The organism is Streptomyces sp. NPDC048604, from assembly GCF_043199435.1.
Lineage (GTDB): Bacteria > Actinomycetota > Actinomycetes > Streptomycetales > Streptomycetaceae > Streptomyces.
The window spans coordinates 140,476-160,829 of the sequence record NZ_JBICVX010000003.1 but is presented as its reverse complement, the minus strand read 5'-3'; the positions used below and the strand labels follow the sequence as shown (position 1 = coordinate 160,829).

The 20,354-nt window shown below is 73.9% G+C and carries 11 protein-coding genes; 9 read left to right on the top strand and 2 right to left on the bottom strand.

The window, feature by feature from the left end:
* The first annotated feature begins 1 nt into the window (after nt 1).
* From cbiQ to ACGFMM_RS07340, 9 genes are all read left to right on the top strand, one after another.
* A complete protein-coding gene (cbiQ, locus tag ACGFMM_RS07380) occupies nt 2–766 on the top strand; it encodes a cobalt ECF transporter T component CbiQ (protein WP_393644015.1) in 765 nt (254 codons plus the stop codon).
* Nucleotides 763–1,524 carry an energy-coupling factor ABC transporter ATP-binding protein gene (locus ACGFMM_RS07375; protein ID WP_393644013.1) on the top strand — a complete coding sequence of 254 codons (762 nt, stop codon included), beginning with the start codon at nt 763–765 and terminating at the stop codon, nt 1,522–1,524. Before cbiQ ends, ACGFMM_RS07375 begins: the two co-directional genes overlap by 4 nt.
* A 99-nt stretch (nt 1,525–1,623) precedes the next feature.
* Nucleotides 1,624–2,787, top strand: a complete 1,164-nt coding sequence (locus ACGFMM_RS07370) for a serine hydrolase domain-containing protein (RefSeq protein ID WP_393644012.1) — start codon at nt 1,624–1,626, stop codon at nt 2,785–2,787.
* A 16-nt stretch (nt 2,788–2,803) separates the two neighbouring features.
* Complete coding sequence (locus ACGFMM_RS07365; RefSeq protein WP_393644011.1) at nt 2,804–3,604, top strand: SDR family NAD(P)-dependent oxidoreductase; 801 nt, start codon at nt 2,804–2,806, stop codon at nt 3,602–3,604.
* 327 nt (nt 3,605–3,931) lie between these two features.
* Nucleotides 3,932–4,786 carry a sterol desaturase family protein gene (locus tag ACGFMM_RS07360; protein ID WP_393644009.1) on the top strand — a complete coding sequence of 285 codons (855 nt, stop codon included), beginning with the start codon at nt 3,932–3,934 and terminating at the stop codon, nt 4,784–4,786.
* A 73-nt stretch (nt 4,787–4,859) separates the two neighbouring features.
* Nucleotides 4,860–14,330 carry an amino acid adenylation domain-containing protein gene (locus ACGFMM_RS07355; protein ID WP_393644007.1) on the top strand — a complete coding sequence of 3,157 codons (9,471 nt, stop codon included), beginning with the start codon at nt 4,860–4,862 and terminating at the stop codon, nt 14,328–14,330.
* Nucleotides 14,320–15,990, top strand: coding sequence for a phytoene desaturase family protein (locus tag ACGFMM_RS07350; RefSeq protein ID WP_393644005.1), 1,671 nt, complete (start codon nt 14,320–14,322; stop codon nt 15,988–15,990). The genes ACGFMM_RS07355 and ACGFMM_RS07350 overlap by 11 nt, the downstream gene beginning before the upstream one ends.
* 44 nt (nt 15,991–16,034) lie before the next feature.
* The gene (locus ACGFMM_RS07345; RefSeq protein ID WP_393644703.1) at nt 16,035–17,678 is read left to right on the top strand and encodes a phytoene desaturase family protein; all 1,644 of its coding nucleotides are present in this window, start codon (nt 16,035–16,037) and stop codon (nt 17,676–17,678) included.
* A gap of 17 nt (nt 17,679–17,695) precedes the next feature.
* Nucleotides 17,696–18,910: a cytochrome P450 gene (locus ACGFMM_RS07340; RefSeq protein ID WP_393644003.1), complete on the top strand. Its 1,215-nt coding sequence runs from the start codon at nt 17,696–17,698 to the stop codon at nt 18,908–18,910.
* Between the two features lie 19 nt (nt 18,911–18,929).
* Here the strand turns inward: ACGFMM_RS07340 and ACGFMM_RS07335 are convergent, their stop codons facing one another.
* Together ACGFMM_RS07335 and ACGFMM_RS07330 are read right to left on the bottom strand one after the other, a co-directional pair.
* Complete coding sequence (locus ACGFMM_RS07335) at nt 18,930–19,781, bottom strand: EamA family transporter (RefSeq protein ID WP_393644001.1); 852 nt, start codon at nt 19,779–19,781, stop codon at nt 18,930–18,932.
* Nucleotides 19,778–20,299: a YbaK/EbsC family protein gene (locus ACGFMM_RS07330; RefSeq protein ID WP_393643998.1), complete on the bottom strand. Its 522-nt coding sequence runs from the start codon at nt 20,297–20,299 to the stop codon at nt 19,778–19,780. The genes ACGFMM_RS07335 and ACGFMM_RS07330 overlap by 4 nt, the downstream gene beginning before the upstream one ends.
* Nucleotides 20,300–20,354 lie beyond the last annotated feature (55 nt).

The following is a 20,354-nucleotide window of genomic DNA, read 5'->3' as shown; positions in this document are numbered from 1 at the left end:
CATGGGCGCGGGCCACGCCCACAAGCTCTACCGGCACGCGCACTCGCCGGTCCACGCCCTGCCCCCGCACACCAAGCTGGTCGCCGTCCTCGGCTTCGTCGTGGTCGTGGTCTCCACGCCGCGCGAGGCGATGTGGGCCTTCGCCGGGTACGCGGTGCTGCTCGCCGCGGTCGCGGCGGCGGCCCGCGTGCCAGCCGGGTTCCTGCTGCGCCGGCTGGTGATCGAGGTGCCGTTCGTGGCCTTCGCGTTCCTCATGCCGTTCGTCGTGCCCGGCGAGCAGACGACCGTCCTCGGCGTCTCGCTCTCCGCGCCCGGACTGTGGGGCGCGTGGAACGTGCTCGCCAAGGGCACCCTCGGCGTCGCCGCCTCCGTGCTGCTCGCCGCCACCACCGAACTGCGCGAACTGCTGCTCGGCCTGCAGCGGCTCAAGCTGCCGCCGCTGCTCGTCCAGATCGCCTCGTTCATGATCCGCTACGGGGACGTGATCACCGACGAGATGCGCCGGATGTCCGTCGCCCGCCGCTCCCGCGGCTTCGAGGCGCGCGGCGTCCGGCACTGGGGCGTGCTCGGCAAGTCCGCGGGCGCGCTCTTCATCCGCTCCTACGAGCGCGGCGAACGCGTCCACCTCGCGATGGTCAGCCGCGGCTACACCGGCACCATGCCGGTGATCGACGAGGTGACCGCCACCCGCGCCCAGTGGGCCCGCGCCGCCGCGCTGCCCGCCGCCGCCCTGCTCGTCTGCCTGTTGGGATGGATCACCGTATGACCGCCGGCATGACCCCCTCGCTGGACGTACGCGGTCTCGCGTACGCGTACCCCGACGGCCACCAGGCCCTGTTCGGCGTCGACCTGACCGTCGGCCGCGGCGAACGCGTCGCGCTGCTCGGCCCCAACGGGGCCGGCAAGACCACCCTCGTCCTGCACCTCAACGGCATCCTCACCGGCGGCGCGGGCTCGGTGACCGTCGCCGGACTGCCGGTCGCGAAGAAGAACCTGGCCGAGATCCGCCGCCGCGTCGGCATCGTCTTCCAGGACCCGGACGACCAGCTCTTCATGCCGACCGTCCGCGAGGACGTGGCCTTCGGCCCGGCCGCCGCCGGGCTGCGGGGCGCGGAGCTGGAGGACGTGGTGCGGCGGGCGCTGGAGCGGGTCGGCATGGCGGAGTTCGCCGACCGGCCCCCGCACCACCTGTCGTTCGGGCAGCGCCGCCGGGTCGCCGTCGCCACCGTGCTCGCCATGGAGCCCGAGATCCTCGTCCTCGACGAGCCCTCCTCCAACCTCGACCCGGCCTCCCGGCGCGAGCTCGCCGACATCCTGCGCTCCCTGGACGTCACCGTCCTGATGGTCACCCACGACCTGCCGTACGCCCTGGAGCTCTGCCCGCGCTCGGTGATCCTCAGCGAGGGCGTGATCGCCGCGGACGGCTCCACGCAGGACGTCCTGTGCGACGAGGCGCTGATGCGCCGGCACCGCCTGGAGCTGCCGTTCGGCTTCGACCCGAGGTCCGTGACGACCCGGGCGTGAGCCCGACGTGAGCCTCTCGGGCTCGGGCGACCCCGGAATCGGACCCCGTGCGCCTGCGTTGCACCATGGGAGCGCACGTACGAGAGGGAGAGTGGGGACGTGGACGTCCGGGGCACGGTGACGGCCGGATTCGAGCCGGTCAGGGACGCGTTCCTGCGGAACTTCGAGCAGCGCGGCGAGCGCGGCGCGGCGCTCGCCGTGTACCGCGACGGCGCCAAGGTCGTCGACCTGTGGGCCGGCACACGGGACGCCGCCGGCAGCGACGCGCCCTGGGCCCTGGACACCGCGCAGGTCGTCCGCTCGGCCACCAAGGGCGTCGCCGCCGCCGTGCCGCTGCTGCTCCACCAGCGCGGCCAGCTCGACCTGGACGCGCCCGTCGGCTCGTACTGGCCCGAGTTCAAGGCCGCCGGCAAGGACCGCGTCACCGTCCGGCAGCTGCTCGCGCACCGCGCCGGGCTGCCGGTGCTCGACCGGCCGCTCACCCTCGAGGAGGCCGTCGACCGGGAGACCGCGTTCGCGGCGGTCGCCGCGCAGGCCCCCGTCTGGGAGCCCGGCACCGCGCACGGCTACCACGCGCACACCTTCAGCTGGCTCGTCGGCGGCCTGGTCCACCGGGTCACCGGCCGCACCATCGGCCGCTGGGTCGACGAGGAGATCGCCCGCCCGCTCGGCCTCGACCTGTGGATCGGGCTGCCGGCCGAGGAGGCCCACCGGGTCGGCCGGCTCGGCCCGGTCGAGGAGCTCGAACCGGCCGACGGCGGCGCGCTGAGGCTGCGGCCCAAGCGGGCCGTCACCGCCGCGTACGAGGACCCCGCCTCGCTGACCCGCCGGGCCTTCGGCGTCATCCGGCCCGCGCCCGACGAGAACAACCCGGTCTACCGGGCCGCCGAACTCCCCGGCTCCGCCGGCATCGCCACCGCCCGCGCGCTGGCCCGCTTCTACGCCTCGACCATCGGCCCGGTCGACGGCCGGCGGCTCTTCGCCCCCGCCACCGTGGCCCTGGCCCGCACCGAGGAGTCCGCCGGGCACGACAAGGTGCTGATCGTCGGCACCCGCTTCGGCCTCGGCCACATGCTGCACGGCCCGGCCTCCCCGCTGCTCGGCCCCGGCTCCTTCGGCCACCCCGGGCGCGGCGGCTCGCTGGGCTTCGCGGACCCGGAGAGCGGCGTCGCGTTCGGCTACGTCACCAACGGGATGCGCAAGACCGTCACCGCCGATCCGCGGGCGCAGGCGCTGATCAGGGCGGTGCACTCGGTGCTCTGACGGTACGTTCGGCGCCATGACGGATCAGACGGGACGTTTTCAGACGGGACGTTTTCAGGGGCACACGGCACTGGTCACCGGAGCGGCCCGGGGCATCGGCGCGGCCACCGCGCACCGGCTCGCCGCCGAGGGCGCGACCGTCCTGCTCGCCGACGTGGACCTCGCGGCGGCCGAGGAGACCGCGGCCGGCATCCCGCGGGCGGTGGCGCTGCGCTGCGACGTCGGCGACCGGGCGTCGGTCGAGGCGGCCGTCGGGTACGCCGCCGAGCGCTTCGGCGGCCTGGACGTGCTGGTCAACAACGCGCTGGCGCGGGTCGTCCCGGCCGACGGGCCCTTCGAGGACGAGCCCGACGACGCCTGGACGCAGAGCCTCTCCGTCACGCTGATGGGCGCGGTGCGCTGCGCGCGCGCCGCGCTGCCGCTGCTCGCCGCCTCCGGGCGGGGCGCGATCGTCAACATCGGCTCGGTCAACGCCGAACAGGACTTCGGCAATCACGCCTACAGCGCCGCCAAGGCGGGGCTCGGCTCCTTCACGCGCACCCTCGCCGGCGAGGCCGCGCCGCGCGGCGTCCGGGTCAACCAGATCAACCCCGGCACCGTCGCCACCCGCGCCTGGGAAGGGCGCCAGGAGGAGCTCGACGCACTGGCGCGCCGGGTGTACCCGCTGGGCCGGGTCGGCCGCCCCGAGGACATCGCCGCGGCCGTCGCCTTCCTCGCCTCCGCCGACGCCTCGTGGATCACGGGGACCACGCTCCGTGTCGACGGGGGACTACTCGCCGTGAACACCGGCTTCCGGCTGGCGCGCGACGAGAGCTGAGGAGCGCGGGGGCGCGCCGATCCGCGCGCCCCCGCGCGGCGCATTCGCGGCCCGCGGCCGCTGCCGAATCGATCCGGCTCCACGCCCTCCCGACCTGGCCCTCACCTGGCCCTATGTCCTCGTTTCAATCGTCGTTGGCGAGAACTCACCGCGTGCGCCCCGGGGGTGCGTGGATCACTCAGGCGGCGCTCACGACACCGTGCGCCCCTTGATCCCTATTGCTGTGCGTAGTCGCCCAATTTCATACTGTCATCAAGCTCCCCGGCGGCGGCGCACGTCCGGGGAGCGCTCCCACGTACCCGCACCCTCGCAGCGAGGAGGTCCGCCATGCCCCGGCTCCCGGGACGCGAACTGCTGGCCGTCACCGTCCAGCCCGTCCTGCTGCTCGCCGCCGGCACGGTCTACGTCCTCATCGAGGCGCGGGGCTGGTCGCCCGGCCACACGATCTTCCTGTTCCAGTTCGCGGTGCTCGGCTACCTCGCGCTCCTGGAGCACCTCATCCCGTACGAGCCGAGCTGGCGGCCGGACCGGCGGGAATGGGGCTGGTACGGCGTGTACTACGTGCTCACCGCCGTCGGCGGCGCCACCGGGCAGAACGCGGTGCTGCTCGCGGCCGGCGCGGTCGCCCGGCCCCGGCCGGCGCTGCCGCTGTGGGCCGAGATACCCCTGGCGCTCCTGGTGGGCTCGCTCGCGAGCTACGCGGTGCACCGCGCCGGGCACACCTACGCCTGGCTGTGGCGGCTGCACGGCGTGCACCACGTGCCCGGGAAGGTCAACGTCGGGAACAACGGGGTCAACCACGTCGCCGACGTGGTCATCTCGCAGGGCTCCGTCCAACTGGCGCTGGCGCTGGCCGGGCTCTCCGGGCGGGCGCTGCTCGCGGTGGGCCTGTTCACCGTCGCCCAGGGGTACTTCGTGCATGCCAACGTCCGCGTCCGGCTCGGGGCGCTGAACCATGTCCTCGCGGGGCCCGAGCAGCACCGGCTGCACCACAGCACCGACCTGTCCGAAGCCGGCCACTACGGCTCCGAACTGGCGCTCTGGGACAAGCTGTTCGGCAGCTACACCTGGCGGCCGGGCTGCGCGCCGCAGATGGTCGGGCTGACGGACCCGGACGCGTTCCCGGCCACCGGCCGGATCCTCGCCACGCTCGTCAGCCCCTGGCGCCGTACCGCCGGCTGACGCCGCCGGCCGCCCGCCGCACTCCTCCTTCGCTCTTCATCACCTTCTCCTGTCGCGATGCAAGGGACCGCTCATGCCCGAACACGCCCGTACGCCGTCCGACCCGTCCTCCGAGAAGATCGCCCTCATCGGCATCGGCTGCCGATTCCCCGGCGGCGCCAACGACCACCGGTCCTTCTGGCGCAACCTCGTCGAGGGCCGCGACTGCATCACCGACACCCCGCCCGACCGGTACGACGCGGCCGGGCTCGGCTCCCGCGACAAGGCCAAGCCCGGCCGGCTGGTCGGCGGGCGCGGCGGATACATCGACGGCTTCGACGAGTTCGACCCGGAGTTCTTCGGCATCAGCCCCCGCGAGGCGCACTCCATGGACCCGCAGCAGCGCAAGCTCCTGGAGGTCGCCTGGGAGGCCCTGGAGGACGGCGGACAGAAACCGGCCGAGCTCGCCGGGCGCGACGTCGGCGTGTTCGTCGGCGCGTTCACCCTCGACTACAAGATCCTGCAGTTCGCCGACCTGCGCTTCGACACCCTCGGCGCGCACACCGCCACCGGCACGATGATGACGATGGTGTCGAACCGGCTCTCGCACTGCTTCGACTTCCGCGGCCCCAGCCTCTCCGTCGACTCCGCGTGCAGCTCCTCCCTCGTCGCCGTCCACCTCGCCTGCGAGAGCCTGCGGCGCGGCGAGAGCTCCCTCGCCCTGGCCGGCGGCACCCTGCTGCACCTCACCCCGCAGTACACGATCGCCGAGACCAAGGGCGGCTTCCTCTCCCCGCAGGGCCGCTCCCGCACCTTCGACGCCGGCGCCGACGGATACGTACGCGCCGAGGGCGTCGGGATCGTCGCGCTCAAACGGCTCTCCGACGCGCTGCGCGACGGCGACCCGGTGCACGCCGTCATCACCGCCACCGGCGTCAACCAGGACGGCCGCACCAACGGGATCACCGTGCCCAGCGCCGACGCCCAGGTCGCGCTGATCGAGCAGGTCTGCGCCCAGGCCGGGATCACCCCCGGCGCCCTGCAGTACGTCGAGGCGCACGGCACCTCCACCCCCGTCGGCGACCCGGTGGAGGCCGGCGCGCTCGCCCGGGCCCTCGCCGTCGGCCGCCGCCCCGGCGACGCCTGCTACGTCGGCTCGGTCAAGACGAACATCGGGCACACCGAGTCCGCCGCCGGCATCGCCGGACTCATCAAGACCGCCCTCAGCCTCGAACACCGCCTGATCCCGCCGCACATCAACCTGGAGCGGATCAACCCCGCGATCGACCTGGACGCCGCCCCGTTCCGCATCCCCGACCGGCTCACCCCCTGGCCCGACCACGACGGACCGGCCCGCGCCGGCGTCAACGCCTTCGGCTTCGGCGGCACCAACGCCCACGTCCTCCTCGAAGCCCCGCCCGCGCCGGCGGAGCAACCGGCCGCCGACGGCACCCGCCCCCGGCTCTCCGTGCTGCCGCTCAGCGCCCACGACGCCGCCGTGCTCCCGGACCACGCCGCGACCGTCCGCGCCGAACTCGCCGGGCCGTACGCCGCCGACCCCGCCGACCTGGCGCACACCTACGCCCACCGCCGCCAGCACCACGAGGCCCGCCTCGCCGTGGTGTACGAGACGGGCGCCGAGCTCGACGAGGCCCTGGCCGCGCACGCCCGCGGCGAGGACCATCCCCGCGTGGTGCACGGCGACTCCCGCGACGGCCGGCACCCCGGCCCCGCCTGGGTGTTCACCGGCATGGGCCCGCAGTGGTGGGGCATGGGCCGCGACCTGTTCGCGACCCAGCCCGTCTACCGGGCGGCCGTCGAGGCCGTCGACCGGGAGATCGCCGCCCAGGCCGGCTGGTCCCTCGTCGACGAGCTCGCCGCCCCCGTCGAGCGGTCCCGGATGGCGGAGACCTGGCTCTCCCAGCCCGCCAACTTCGCGGTCCAGGTGGGCCTCGCCGCCCTCTGGCGCGCCCACGGCGTCGAGCCGTCGGCGGTCGTCGGCCACAGCACCGGCGAGGTCGCCGCCTTCCACGAGGCCGGCGTGTACGACCTCGCCGACGCCGTGCGGATCGTGCTCTGCCGCAGCCGGCTCCAGCACCGGCTCGCCGGCGCCGGCGGCATGCTCGCCGTCGGCCTGTCCGAGGAGGAGGCGGTGCGCCGGGCCGCGCCGTACGGGGAGAGGATCTCCGTCGCCGCCGTCAACAGCCCCGGCGCGCTCACCCTCGCCGGCGACCGGACCGCGCTCACCGCGTACGCCGAAGCCCTGCGCGCCGACGGGGTGTTCGCCAAGTTCCTCGACGTGGAGGTGCCGTACCACAGCGCCGCCATGGACGCGATCGAGGACGAGCTGCGGGCCGGTCTCGCCGGCATCAAGCCGCGCCCCGCCCGGCTGCCGCTGTACCTGACCGGCCGCGAGGGCCGCGGCGAGGGCCCCGAGCTGGACGCCGGGTACTGGTGGAGCAACGTCCGCGACACCGTGCGGTTCCGCGCCGCCGTCGACGCGATGGCCGCCGACGGGCACCGCGTCTTCCTGGAACTCGGCCCGCACCCCGTGCTCGGGCACTCCGTCCGCGAATGCCTGGAGGCGCACGGCGGCGGACCGGCCACCATCCTGCCGTCGATCCGGCGCGCCGAGGACGAGTCGCTGCGCTTCACCACCTCCCTCGCCGCCCTCCACACCCTCGGCGTCCCCGTCGACTGGACCGTGCTGCAGCCGCGCGGCCGGGCCGTGCCGCTGCCCCGCTATCCGTGGAAGCGGGACCGGTACTGGACCGAGCCCGAGCCCGTCGCCCGGGTCCGGCTCGGGCAGGTCGACCACCCGCTCCTCGGCCGCCGCCTCGAGACCGCCGAACCCGCCTGGGAGGCCGCGCTGGACGTCGAGTCCACGCCGTACCTCGCCGACCACCGCATCCAGGGCCGGACGCTGTTCCCCGCGGCCGGGTACGTCGAGATGGCCACCCAGGCGGTGCGGGCGCTGACCGGCGCGACCGAGGTCGTGCTCGGCGACATCGAGCTGCGCAAGGCCCTGTTCCTGCCCGACGACGCGCCCCGCACGGTGCAGCTGTCGCTGTCGGAGCAGTCCGCCGCGTTCACGATCGCGTCGGCCGGCGGCGACGGACCGGCGGTGCACGCCTGCGGCGTGGTCCGCGGCAGTACGAGCGGGGGTACGGGCGGCGGCACGGGCCGCGGGGCGGGCTGTGCCGCGGGCGTCCTGCCCGAGCGGCGCGGGGAGCACCTCGACGCCGACGCCTGCTACGCCGCCCTCGGCGCGCGCGGCTACCACTACGGCCCCGCGTTCCAGGGCATCGCCGAGGTATGGAGGTCCGACGGCGAGGCCCTCGCCCTGATCCGCCCGCCCGCCGTCCTCGACGGCGACGCGGCAGGCCACCAGCTGCACCCCGCCCTGCTCGACGCCTGCTTCCAGGCCCTGCTGACGGCCGGGCCGCCCGCGTCCGGCGAGGACGCCACCGGGATGCTGCTGCCCCTGTCCGTCGACGAGGTGCGGACCGTCCCTGTCGGCGACCGCGCCCTGTGGGCGCACGCCACCGTGACCCGGCGCGGGGACGACGAACTCGTCGGCGACATCGCCCTGTATACGGAGGACGGCCGCTCCGCCGGCCATGTCCGGGGCTTCCGCGCCGCCGACGTCGAGCAGGCCGGGGCAGCCGTCGGCCTCGCCACGATCGACGGCTGGCTCGCCGAACTCGCCTGGACGGAAGCCCCGTACGAGGACACAGAGGCCGCCGGCCCGGACGGGGAGCGCGTCGCGGCCCCCGGCACGGACGGAATGCCCGTCGCGGCCCCCGACCGCTGGCTGCTGCTCGCGGACCGCCCCGGCGGCACCGCGGACGCCCTCGCCGAGCTGCTCGCCGCACGCGGCGGCAGCTGCCATCTGGTGCGCCCCGGCGACGCGTACGCCCACGACCCCGACGGCCGGGACAGCCGGGTCGTCCCCGGCGACGCCGAGCACCTGGGGCGGCTCCTCGCCCTCGGGCCCTACGAGGCGATCGTCCACCTCTGGAACCTCGACCTGCCCGCCCTGGACGAGACCTCCCGCGACCGGCTCGACGCCCACGCCGCGACCGGCGCGTACTCCCTCGTCGCACTCGCCCGCGCCCTCCAGGACGCGCCCGCCCGGAGCCGCCCCGCCGCCCTGCACGTCGTCACCCGCGGCGCCCAGACCACGGCCCCCGGCGCCCCCACGGAACCCCTGGGCGCCCCGGCCTGGGGCGTCACCCGGGTCCTGCGTCACCAGGAACTGACCGACCACCCCGGCAAATTGATCGACCTGGACCCCGCCCCCGGGGCGGCCGAGGCCGTCGACCTCCTGCGCGAGCTGTTCGCGCCCGCCGACGCCGCCGAGGACGAGGTCGCCCTGCGCGACGGGCGGCGCCTCGTCAGCCGGCTCGTACGGCCGGAGGGGCTGACGCGGCCGCTGCCGCCGCGGCTGCGCGCCGACGGGGCGTACCTGGTCACCGGGGCGTTCGGGGCGCTCGGGCGGCTGCTGTGCCGGTCCCTCGTGAAGCGCGGCGCCCGGCATCTGATCCTCGTCGGCCGGACCGGGCTGCCGGACCGGGCCACCTGGCGGGCCCTCGACCCGGACGCGCCGACGAGCTCCGGGGCGCGGTTCGTCAAGGAGCTGGAGGCCCTCGGGGCGCACCCCGTGCACGCCGCGCTGGACATCGCCGACGAGCAGGCGCTCGCGGACTGGCTCACCGAGCGGCGCGCCCAGGACGCCCCGCCCGTACGCGGTGTGTTCCATCTCGCCGGGCAGGTCCGGGACACCCCCGTGCGCGACATGGACCGGGCCGTCTTCGATGCCGCCTTCACCCCGAAGGCCGCCGGCGCCTGGCTGCTGCACCGGCTCCTGCGCGACGAACCCCTCGACCACTTCGTGCTGTTCGCGTCCGTCGGCTCCCTGCTCACCACCGCAGGACAGACCAACTACGCCGCAGGCAACGCGTTCCTCGACGCGCTGGCCCACCACCGCCGGGCCCGCGGCCTGCCCGCGCTCAGTCTCGACTGGGGGCCCTGGGCGACCGGCATGATCGAGGAGCTCAGCCTGGTCGAGCACTACCGCACGGTCCGCGGCATGACCTCGCTCACCCCGGCCGCCGGCACGGCCGTCCTGGAGCGGGTCCTCGGCCAGGACCGCGCGCAGTTACTGATCGCCACGATCAGCGACTGGAAGGCGTTCCTCGCCTGGTACCCGACCTCGCCCCCGCTGGTCGCCGGACTGGCCGCCGAGGCCGCCCGGACCGCCGCGGCCGGCGCGCCGGGCGAAGGCGCCGACGAACCCGCCGCGTACCTGGCCCGGTTCCGCGCCGCCGCCGACGGCGAGGAGCGCGCCGCGCTGGTCGCCGCCCGGTTCACCGGCCCCGCCGCGTCCGTGCTGCGGGTCCCCGAGGACCGCATCGACCCCGACGGCGGTCTCGGCGCGCTCGGCCTGGACTCGCTGCTCGCCATGGAGCTGCGCGCCCGCGTCCAGGCCGCCACCGGCGTCGCGCTGCCGGTCGTGGCACTGCTCAGCGGCGCGCCGGTACGGGAGCTGGTCGCCCAGCTGCACGAGGCCACCGAGGCCCTGGCGGCCGGCACGGCCGGCCCGGCGGCGGACATCGCGGTCGAGATCCACGAGGACCCCGACCGGCATCCGCTGACGCAGAACCAGAAGGCCCTGTGGTTCCTCAAGCAGCTCAACCCCGACGGCTTCGCCTACAACATCGGCGGCGCGGTCGAGGTCCGCACCGAGCTGGAGCCCGAGCTGATGGCCGCCGCCGTGCGCGTGCTCGTCGCCCGGCACCCGGTGCTGCGCGCCAACGTCTTCCTGGAGGACGGCCGTCCCGTCCAGCGGATCTCGGACCGGACGGAGCCCGACTTCGGGGTCTTCGACGTCGAGGGCCTGGAGTGGGACGAGATCCGCGAGCTGATCGTGGCGGAGTACCGCAGGCCGTACGACCTCGCCGAGGACCCGCTGATGCGGTTCCGGCTGTTCCGGCGCGGCCGGGACCGCTGGGTGCTCATGAAGGCCGTCCACCACATCGTCTCGGACGCGATCTCCACCTTCACCTTCATCGAGGAACTGCTGGCCCTCTACGAGGGCATGCGGGCCGGCCGCACCGTCGACCTGCCCGCCGTCCCCGCCCGGTACCTCGACTTCCTGAACCGGCAGAACCGCTTCCTGGCCTCCCCGGACGCCGACCGGATGCTGGAGTACTGGCGTGGCGCGCTGCCCGCCGAGCTCCCGCCGCTGGCCCTGCCCACCGACGCGCCCCGGCCGGCCGTGCAGACCCACAACGGGGCCTCGGAGTTCTTCGTCCTCGACGAGGAGCTGAGCGCCCGGGTGCACGCCCTGGCCCGGGAGCACGACGTCACCGTCTTCATGGTGCTGCTCGCCGCCTACCACCTGCTGCTCCACCGGCACTCCGGACAGGACGACGTGGTCGTCGGCAGCCCGGTCACCGGCCGTACCGACGAGGAACTGGCGTCGGTGTACGGGTACTTCGTCAACCCGCTGCCGCTGTACGCGAACCTCGCCGGCGACCCGAGCGTCGCCGAGCTGCTCGCCCAGGTACGGCGGACCGTGCTCGGCGGGCTCGACCACCAGGAGTACCCGTTCGTGCTCCTCGTCGAGAAGCTGGGCCTGCCGCACGACCCGAGCCGCTCCGCGGTCTTCCAGGCGATGTTCATCCTGCTCGCCCACAAGGTCTCCTCGCAGCAGTACGGCTACCACCTGGACTACATCGAACTCCCCGAGGAGGAAGGGCAGTTCGACCTCACCCTGTCGGCGTACGAGGACGAGTCCGAGCACCGCTTCCACTGCGTCCTGAAGTACAACACCGACCTGTTCCACGCCGGGACCGTGCAGCGGCTCGCCCGCCACTACACGGCCCTGCTCGACGCGCTGACCCGCTCCGCCGGCGACCGGCCGGTGGCCGCGCTCGACATGCTCGGCGCGGACGAGCGGCACGCGATCCTGCACGGACCGGCCGCGCGCGGCCCGGTCGTCGCCCAGGACCTCCCGGCGCACGTCCTGTTCGCCCAGGCGGCCGCCCGTACCCCGGACGCGGTCGCGGTCACCGTGCCGGGCGCGGCGTCCGGCGGCGAGGCCCGGCACGTCACGTACGGCGCACTGGACCGAGACTCGGCGGCCCTCGCGGCGCAGTTGCGCGCCGGCGGCACGGGCGCGGGAGACGTGGTCGCCGTCTGCCTCCCGAAGTCCCCCGAGCTGATCGTCGCCCTGCTCGCGGTCTGGCGCGCGGGCGCCGCGTACCTGCCCCTGGACCCGGACCACCCGTCGGACCGCCTGACGTACATGGCGCGGAACGCGGGCGCGACGCGCGTCGTCACGGACGCCGCGACCCGCGGGAAACTCGCGGGTCTGGAGGCGGAGTTCGTCACGGACGTCAGCCTCGACACCGGGCCCGATGACGTTCCCGCGGCGGACCTCGTCGCCGACCCCGCCCCCGACCCCGGCGCCCTCGCCTACGTCATCCACACCTCCGGCTCCACTGGACGCCCCAAGGCCGTCCGGGTCTCGCACCGCTCCCTCGCCGCCCTGTACGGGGCCTGGCGGGCGGCCTACGGGCTCGACGCCTCGCCCGGCGTGCACCTCCAGATGGCCGCGCTCTCGTTCGACGTCTTCACCGGGGACCTCGTGCGGGCCCTGTGCTCCGGCGGGCGGCTCGTGCTCGCCGACCGGGAACTGCTGCTCAACACGGCGCGGCTGCACGAGGCGATGATCGCCGAGGGCGTCGACTCGGCCGAGTTCGTGCCCGCCGTCGTCCGCGCACTGATGCGGCACTGCGAGGAGGGCGGCCACCGGCTCGACTTCATGCGGCTGCTCGTCGTCGGCTCGGACACCTGGAAGGTCGCCGAGTACGAGCGGCTGCGCCGCCTCGCCGGACCGGACACCCGGGTGGTCAACTCGTACGGCCTGACCGAGGCCACCGTCGACAGCGCCTGCTTCGAGGGCCCCGCCGACGGCCTCGACCCGAACGCCGCCGTCCCCATCGGCGTCCCGCTGCCCAACTGCGTCCTGCACGTCCTGGACGCGCACCGGCGGCCCGTGCCGCCCGGCGTGGTCGGCGAACTGTGGGCCGGCGGCCCCGGCCTCGCCGTCGACTACGCCGGCGACCCGGAGCAGACCGCCGACCGTTTCGTGGAGGTCGACCTCGACGGGACGGCGCCCGAGCGGCTGTACCGCACCGGCGACCTCGCCCGCCGCGACGACCGGGGCCGCATCCACCTCATCGGCCGCGCCGACGCCCAGATCAAACTGCGCGGCCACCGCATCGAACCCGGCGAGATCGAGTCGCTGCTGGCCTGTGCCGACGGCGTCCTGGACGCGTACGTCACCGTCCGCACCGACACCGGCGGGGAGCCCGCCCTCTGCGGCTACGTCGTCGCGGCCGACGGCGCGCGCCCCGACCCCAGGGCCCTGCGCCGGCACCTCGCCGCCCAGCTCCCCACGTACCTGATCCCCGCCCACCTGACCGTGCTCGACGCCCTCCCGCTCACCCCCAACGGCAAGGTCGACCCGGCCGCGCTGCCCGCGCCGGCCGCCCCCGACACCTCCCCCGAGGAGGAGCACGAACCACCGGTCACGCTCTACGAGGAGCGGGTCGCCGCCCACTGGAAGGCCGTCCTCGGCGTCGACCGGATCGGTCTGCGCTCCGACTTCTTCGCCGCCGGCGGCAGCTCGATCACCCTCATCGAGCTGATCCACCACCTGCAGAAGGAGTTCGGCATCGCCATCCCCGTCGGCCTGCTGTTCAAGGTGACGACGCTGCACGGCATGGCCCGCACGGTCGAGGACATCGTCACCGGGAGGACCGACGGCGTCCTGTCCCACCTCACCTTCAACACCGGCGCGGCCACCCCGCTGTTCTGCTTCCCGCCGGCCGGCGGCCACGGCCTGGTCTACCGGCACTTCGCCGCCTCCCTGCCCGAGTACGAACTGCACGCCTTCAACCACGTCGACGGCGACAAGGCCGTGCGCTACGCCGACCTCGTCGAGCGGCTGCGGCCCGAGGGACCCTGCCTCCTGCTCGGCTACTCGCTCGGCGGCAACCTCGCCTTCGAGGTCGCCAAGGAGCTGGAGCGGCGCGGCCGGCGCGTCCCGCACGTCGTGATCATGGACTCGTACCGGATCACCGAGACCTACGGTCTGGCCGCCGAGCACATCGAGGCCTTCGAGCACGAGCTGCGCGACCATCTGCGCCGCCACACCCGCTCGGAGACGGTCACCGAGCAGACCCTCGCCCAGGCCAGGGACTACCTGGAGTACTGCGGCCGCACCCCGAACCACGGCACGGTCGCCGCCACGGTCACGGTCATCGCCGACGAGGCGAAGGCCGGGCTGTACGGGGCGGGGCAGCGCGGCAGCTGGCACGCCGCCTCCACCACCGACGCCCGGCTGGTGCGCGGCAGCGGACTGCACGCGGAGATGCTCGACGAGAAGCCGGCCGGGCGGAACGCGGCGCTGACGCGGACCGCGCTCGGCGACGACGTGGTGTTCCTCGCCGGCCCGGCCCGCGGCAGGGAGGACGAGTCGGATGTCGCGTGAACACCGGACCGTATGGGAGCGCCGTGCGTCGCGCACCGCGGACGAACCGCCGCGAGTGATCGTCGTCGGCGCCGGCATCGGCGGCCTGTCCACCGGCTGCTACGCGCAGATGAGCGGCGCGGAGACCCGGATCTTCGAGCGGCACGTACTGCCCGGCGGCTGCTGCACGGCCTGGTCCCGGCAGGACTACGTCTTCGACTACTGCATCGAGTGGCTGACCGGCACCGGCCGGGGCAACGACGCCGCCCGGCTGTGGCGGGAACTCGGCGCGCTGGACGGCAAGACGGTCGCCAACTTCGAGATGTTCAACACCGTCACGGACGAGACGGGCCGCTCGGTCACCTTCTACAACGACCCCGACCGCCTCGAAGCGCACCTCCTCGAGCTGTCCCCGGCCGACGCCCGCCCGATCCGGGCGTTCTGCCGGGACCTGCGGCGCTTCATCGGCATCAACCTGTACCCGTTCCTCACCCCGCCGCCGCTGCAGTCCCCCCGGGAGAAGCTCCGGATGCTGCGGGCCGTGCTGCCGTCGTTCGTCACGCTGTGGCGGACGGCGGTGACCCGGATGGAGACGTTCTGCGACCGCTTCCAGGACCCGCTGCTGCGGCGCGCGTTCCCGTTCATCTTCTTCCAGGACCACGAGGTCTTCCCGCTGCTGCCGTACCTGTTCAACATGGCCAGCGCCTACCACCGGAACGCCGGCTTCCCGCAGGGCGGTTCGCTGGGCCTGGCGCGCTCGGTGGAGGAGCGGTACCTGGGCCTCGGCGGCCGGATCGACTACCGGGCGCGGGTGGAGCGGGTCCTCGTCGAGAACGACCGCGCTGTCGGCGTCGAACTGCGCGGCGGGGAACGGCACTACGCCGAACACGTCGTCTCCGCCTGCGACGGCGCGACGACCCTGCAGGGCCTGCTCGGCGGCCGGTACGCCAGTCCGCGCACCGACAAGCTCTTCACGGAGATGGCCGAGGAGCCGGACCTGCTCTATCCGGGTGTGGTCTCCGCGTTCGTCGGCCTGAAGGACGAACTCGACCCGGCCGCCCGGCACAGCACCACGTACCTGCTCTCCGAGGCCGACAGCAAGGCGCTGCCCGGCTGCATGCAGAACAGCCTCGTGGTCCAGCTGCGCTCGCGCTACTCCGACGGCTTCGCCCCGCCCGGCAAGTCGGTGATCCACTGCACGTACTTCTCCGACTACGCCTCCTGGAAGCTGCTGCGCCGCACCGACCGCAAGGCGTACTGGGCGCGCAAGCAGGAGGTGGCGGACTTCGTCCGGGGCTTCCTGGAGCGGCACCATCCGGGGATCGGGGAGGCGATCGAGGTCGTCGACGTGGCCTCGCCGACGACCACGGAGCGGTACACCGGCGTGCGCGGCGGCAGCATCCTCGGCTGGAAGTCCTTCACCCCCGCCGACGACGTGATCACCGGCCTGATCAACAAGGACCGACTGCGGCTGCCCGGCCTCGACGGCTTCACGCTGGCCGGCCAGTGGTTCGGCGGCGGCAGTCTGATCCGGGCCGCGGCGAGCGGCCGGTTCGCCGCCCAGTACCTGTGCCGGGACCTGGGCCTGGAGTTCCGGGCCTGGGAGAGCGGCGGGACGGAGCCCTGGCATCCGGGCAAGCTCGGCCGGCTGCCGCAGCTGGAGAAGCGGAGGGTGAAGTGAAGCAGCAGCATCGGCAGCAGCGAGCAGCCGCCCGCCGTAACTCGATGATCATCATCGGCGGAGGTCTGGGCGGCCTGTCCACCGGCGCGTACGCGCGGATGAACGGCTACCGCACCCGCGTCTTCGAGATGCACGAACTCCCCGGCGGCTGCTGCACCGGCTGGGACCGCGGCGACTTCACCTTCGACGCCTGCGTCAGCTGGCTCCTCGGCAACGGCCCCGGCAACGAGATGCACCAGATCTGGCTCGAACTCGGGGCGCTGCAGGGCAAGGAGATGCGGCACTTCGACGTCTTCAACACGATCCGCGGCGCGGACGGCCGGGTCGTCCACTTCTACTGCGACCCCGACCGTCTCGAAGCGCACCTGCTGGAGCTGTCGCCGGCGGACGCCCGCCGGATCCGTTCCTTCTGCGCGGGGCTGCGCAGGTTCATCACCTGCCTGCCCGCGTACCCCTTCCTCAAGCCGGTGGGCCTGATGACGCGGCGCGAGCGGTGGCGGATGCTGGCCGGCTTCGTCCCGTACCTCAACCTCTTCCGCACCTCGATGTCGGTGCTGATGTCGGAGTACTCCACCCGCTTCGAGGACCCGCTGCTGCGCGAGGCGTTCAACTACATCCTGTACGAGAAGCAGCCCAACTTCCCGGTGCTGCCGTTCTTCTTCCAGATGGCCGCGCAGTACCTGCGCTCGGCCGGCGTGCCCGAGGGCGGCTCGCTTGAGCTGGCCCGGTCGGTCGAGCAGCGGTACCTGCGGCTCGGCGGCGAGATCACGTACAACGCGATGGTCGAGGAGATCCTCGTCAAGGACGACCGGGCCATCGGCGTCCGGCTCTCCGACGGCAGCGAGCACTTCGCCGACCTCGTCGTCTCCGCGTGCGACGGCCCGGCGACGTTCCTGAAGCTGCTGGACGGCCGCTATCTGGAGGGCGAGTACGAGACGCTGTACCGGAAGACGCTGCACGAGCCCGGCATGATCTTCCCCGGCTACGTCAGCGTCTTCCTGGGCCTGCGCCGCCCCTACCCCGACGCCGTGCCGACCACGACACACCTGCTGGACGAGGCGACGGCGGCCCGCCTGACGGGACTCCAGCACCCCAGCCTGAACGTCCAGTTCCGCAGCCGGCTGTACCCGGAGCTGTCGCCCCGGGACACGTCCGTCATCTACGCCACGTACTTCTCCGACACCGCGCCCTGGCGGGACCTCGCCGAGGGCCCCGAGCGCCTCACCCGCCCGAGGCGCGGCGCGGACCTGCACACGCTGCCGGTGAAACGCGGCAAGGCGTACACGCTCGCGAAACGGGCGGTACGGGACACGGTGGTGGACTTCCTGGAGGAGCTGCACCCCGGCCTGAAGGCCTCGGTCGCGGTCAAGGACGTGGCCACCCCCCTCACCCAGATCCGCTACACGGGCAGCTTCGAGGGCACGTTCCTCGGCTGGCAGCCCTTCGTGGAGAGCGGCGAGGCGATGGAGGAACTGGTCAAGAGGAACGGTCCGGTCCTCCCCGGCCTGGAGAACTTCTACCTCTCCGGGGTGTGGGCCACGACCGGCGGCCTGATCCGCGCGGCCGCGGCGGGCCGGCAGGTCATGCAGTTCATCTGCCGTGACGACGGCATCGACTTCCGCGCCGAGACCGACACCAGCGCACCGCCGCCGACGCATGTCGACATCGCGGTCGGCCCGTACGTCTGAGAAGGGACGCACGAAGCATGACGACGGACACCCAGCAACAGCAGCAGCAACAGGCCCCCCTTTCCTACCCGTTCTGGACGAAGGAGGGCCTGGGACTCGCCGCGGAATACGGGGACCTGAGGGACCGCCCGCCGGTCCGGGTCCGCCTCCCGTACGGCGACGAGGCGTGGCTCGTGACCCGGTACGAGGACGTCCGCGCCGTCCTCTCGGACGCCCGCTTCAGCCTGGCGGAGGCCGTCCGCCGCGACCAGCCGCGGATCGGCCCGATGCCGCGGGCGGGCGGCGGCCTGATCGCCCTGGACGCGCCGGACCACACACGGCTGCGGGCGCTGCCGGCCAAGGAGTTCACGGCCCGCAGGATCGAGCGCCTGCGGCAGCGGGTGCGCGACGTGGCGGACGCGCTGCTCGACGTGATGGAGGAGACGGGCCCGCCGGCGGACCTGGTGGAGACGCTGGCCTTCCCGCTCCCCCTGACGATGATCTGCGAGCTGGTCGGCGTCCCGGAGGAGGACCGCCCGGCGGTCCGCTCGTGGGCCGACACGGTGTGCACGGGGACGGTGACCCCGGAGACGCTGGGCAAACAGGCGGCGGACTTCTTCACGCGGATGCACGGCTGGATCGAGGACCGGAGAAGGAACCCGAGGCAGGACCTCCTGACGCTCCTGACGGAGGGCGTGGAGGACGAGGAGGAACTGACCGGCCTGCTGAACGAGTTGCTGATCGGCGGCTTCGTGACAACGACGAACCAGATCGCCAACTTCTTCTCGGTGCTGCTGATCCCGGGGGAGGCGGGCGCGGAGGGAGTCCTGTCCGCGATCCGCGAGGACCCGTCCCGCATCCCGCGAGCGGTGGAGGAACTCCTCCGCTACGTCCCCCTACTGAACGGCCTGACGCTCCCGCGATACGCGCTGGAGGACGTGGAACTGGCCGGCGTCGTGATCGAGGCCGGGCAGGCGGTCGTGGTCTCCCAGGCCGCCGCCAACCACGACCCGGACGCCTTCCCCACCCCCCACCGCCTCCGCCTGGACCGCCCCGGCACCCCCCACATCAGCTTCGGCCACGGCATCCACTACTGCCTCGGCGCCCACCTGGCCCGCCTGGAACTCCAGGTCACCCTGGCCCGCGTGACGACCCGCCTCCCGAACCTGCGCCTGGCGGTCCCGAAGTCCGAACTGGACTGGCGCAACAAGGAGTTCTTCAGCGGTCTGAGAAGCCTCCCCGTGGAATGGTGAGGCCCGGCGCGTCCGCTCCTCAGCTCGTCGTCAGCATCAGCCCGATGCCGACCACCATCAGACCCGCCGCCGCGACGCGCGGGCCGCCGAAGCGTTCCTTGAAGAAGAGCGTGCCGATGGCCGCGCCGACGATGATCGAGGACTCGCGGAGGGCGGCGATCGGGGCCAGGGGGGCCTTGGTCTGGGCCCAGAGGACCAGGGCGTAGGCCGCGACCGAGAGGGCCCCGGCCAGGAGGCCGCGGGCCGCGTAGGGCCGCAGTTGCCCGGCCAGTTCGCCGCGGCGGCGGTACAGCGCGTACGCCGGGATCGCCAGGCCCTCCAGGATCATCAGCCACGCGATGTAGCCGAGCGGGGTGCCCGAGGCGCGGACGCCGATGCCGTCCACGACCGTGTACCCCGCGATCGCCAGGCCCGTGCCGAGCGCCGCCAGCAGGGCCGGCCAGTGGGGGCGGCGGCCCGAGCCGCGGATGCCCCACAGGGCGAGGCCGGTCAGGCCCGCGCAGGCCACCGCGACGCCCGCGAGCTGCGGCGCGTCCGGGATCTCGTGCAGAAAGACCGCCGCGAGCAGGGTCACCACCAGCGGGGCGGTGCCGCGGGCGATCGGGTACATCTGCCCGAAGTCGCCGAGCGCGAACGACCGCATGAGCAGCAGGTAGTAGCCGACGTGCAGGATCGCCGAGGCCACCAGGTACGGCCACGCCCCGGCCGCCGGCAGCGGTACGAAGAGCGCGGTGACGCCGCCGAGCAGCGCCCCGCCGCCGGATATGAGCGTGAAGGAGAGCAGTTGGTCCTTGATGTGGTGCGCGATCGCGTTCCAGCTCGCGTGCGTCACCGCCGCGATCAGGACCGCGGCGACGACCAGCGGCGTCACGCCGTACGCTCGCGGACGTCCACCAGCACGCCGCCCGCGTGGGCGATCAGGGTCTTCGGCTCCATCGGGAACACCGTGTACGGGGTGCCCGCCGCCGCCCACACCACGTCGTGGTCGAGCAGGCCCCGGTCGGCGAGGACGCGGGTCTTCGTACGGTGCCCGAACGGCGGGACGCCGCCGATCGCGTACCCGGTCGCCTCGCGGACGACCGCCGCGTCCGGCCGGGTCACCTTGGCCGCGCCCAGCTCCGCGCGGACCCGCTCCATGTCGACGCGCGAGGAGCCGTCCATCAGGACGAGCACCGGAACCCCTCCCCCAAGCTCTCGGCTTCGCTCGAGCAGGGGGGACCCCCATGCCGCGAAGACCAGGGATTTGACGATCTCCGAGGTGTCACAGCCGATGGCCGCGGCGGCCTCGGCGGCGGTGCGGGTGGCGTCCGGGAAGCGCCGGACCTCGGCCTCGATGCCGAGGTCCTTCAGCGCGGCGGCGAACTGCGGGTGCGCGAGCGATGCGGTCATGGCCGCACGCTAGCGGTAGCTGTAGGAGCCATGCGAACTCGTTTCGCGCCCGGCT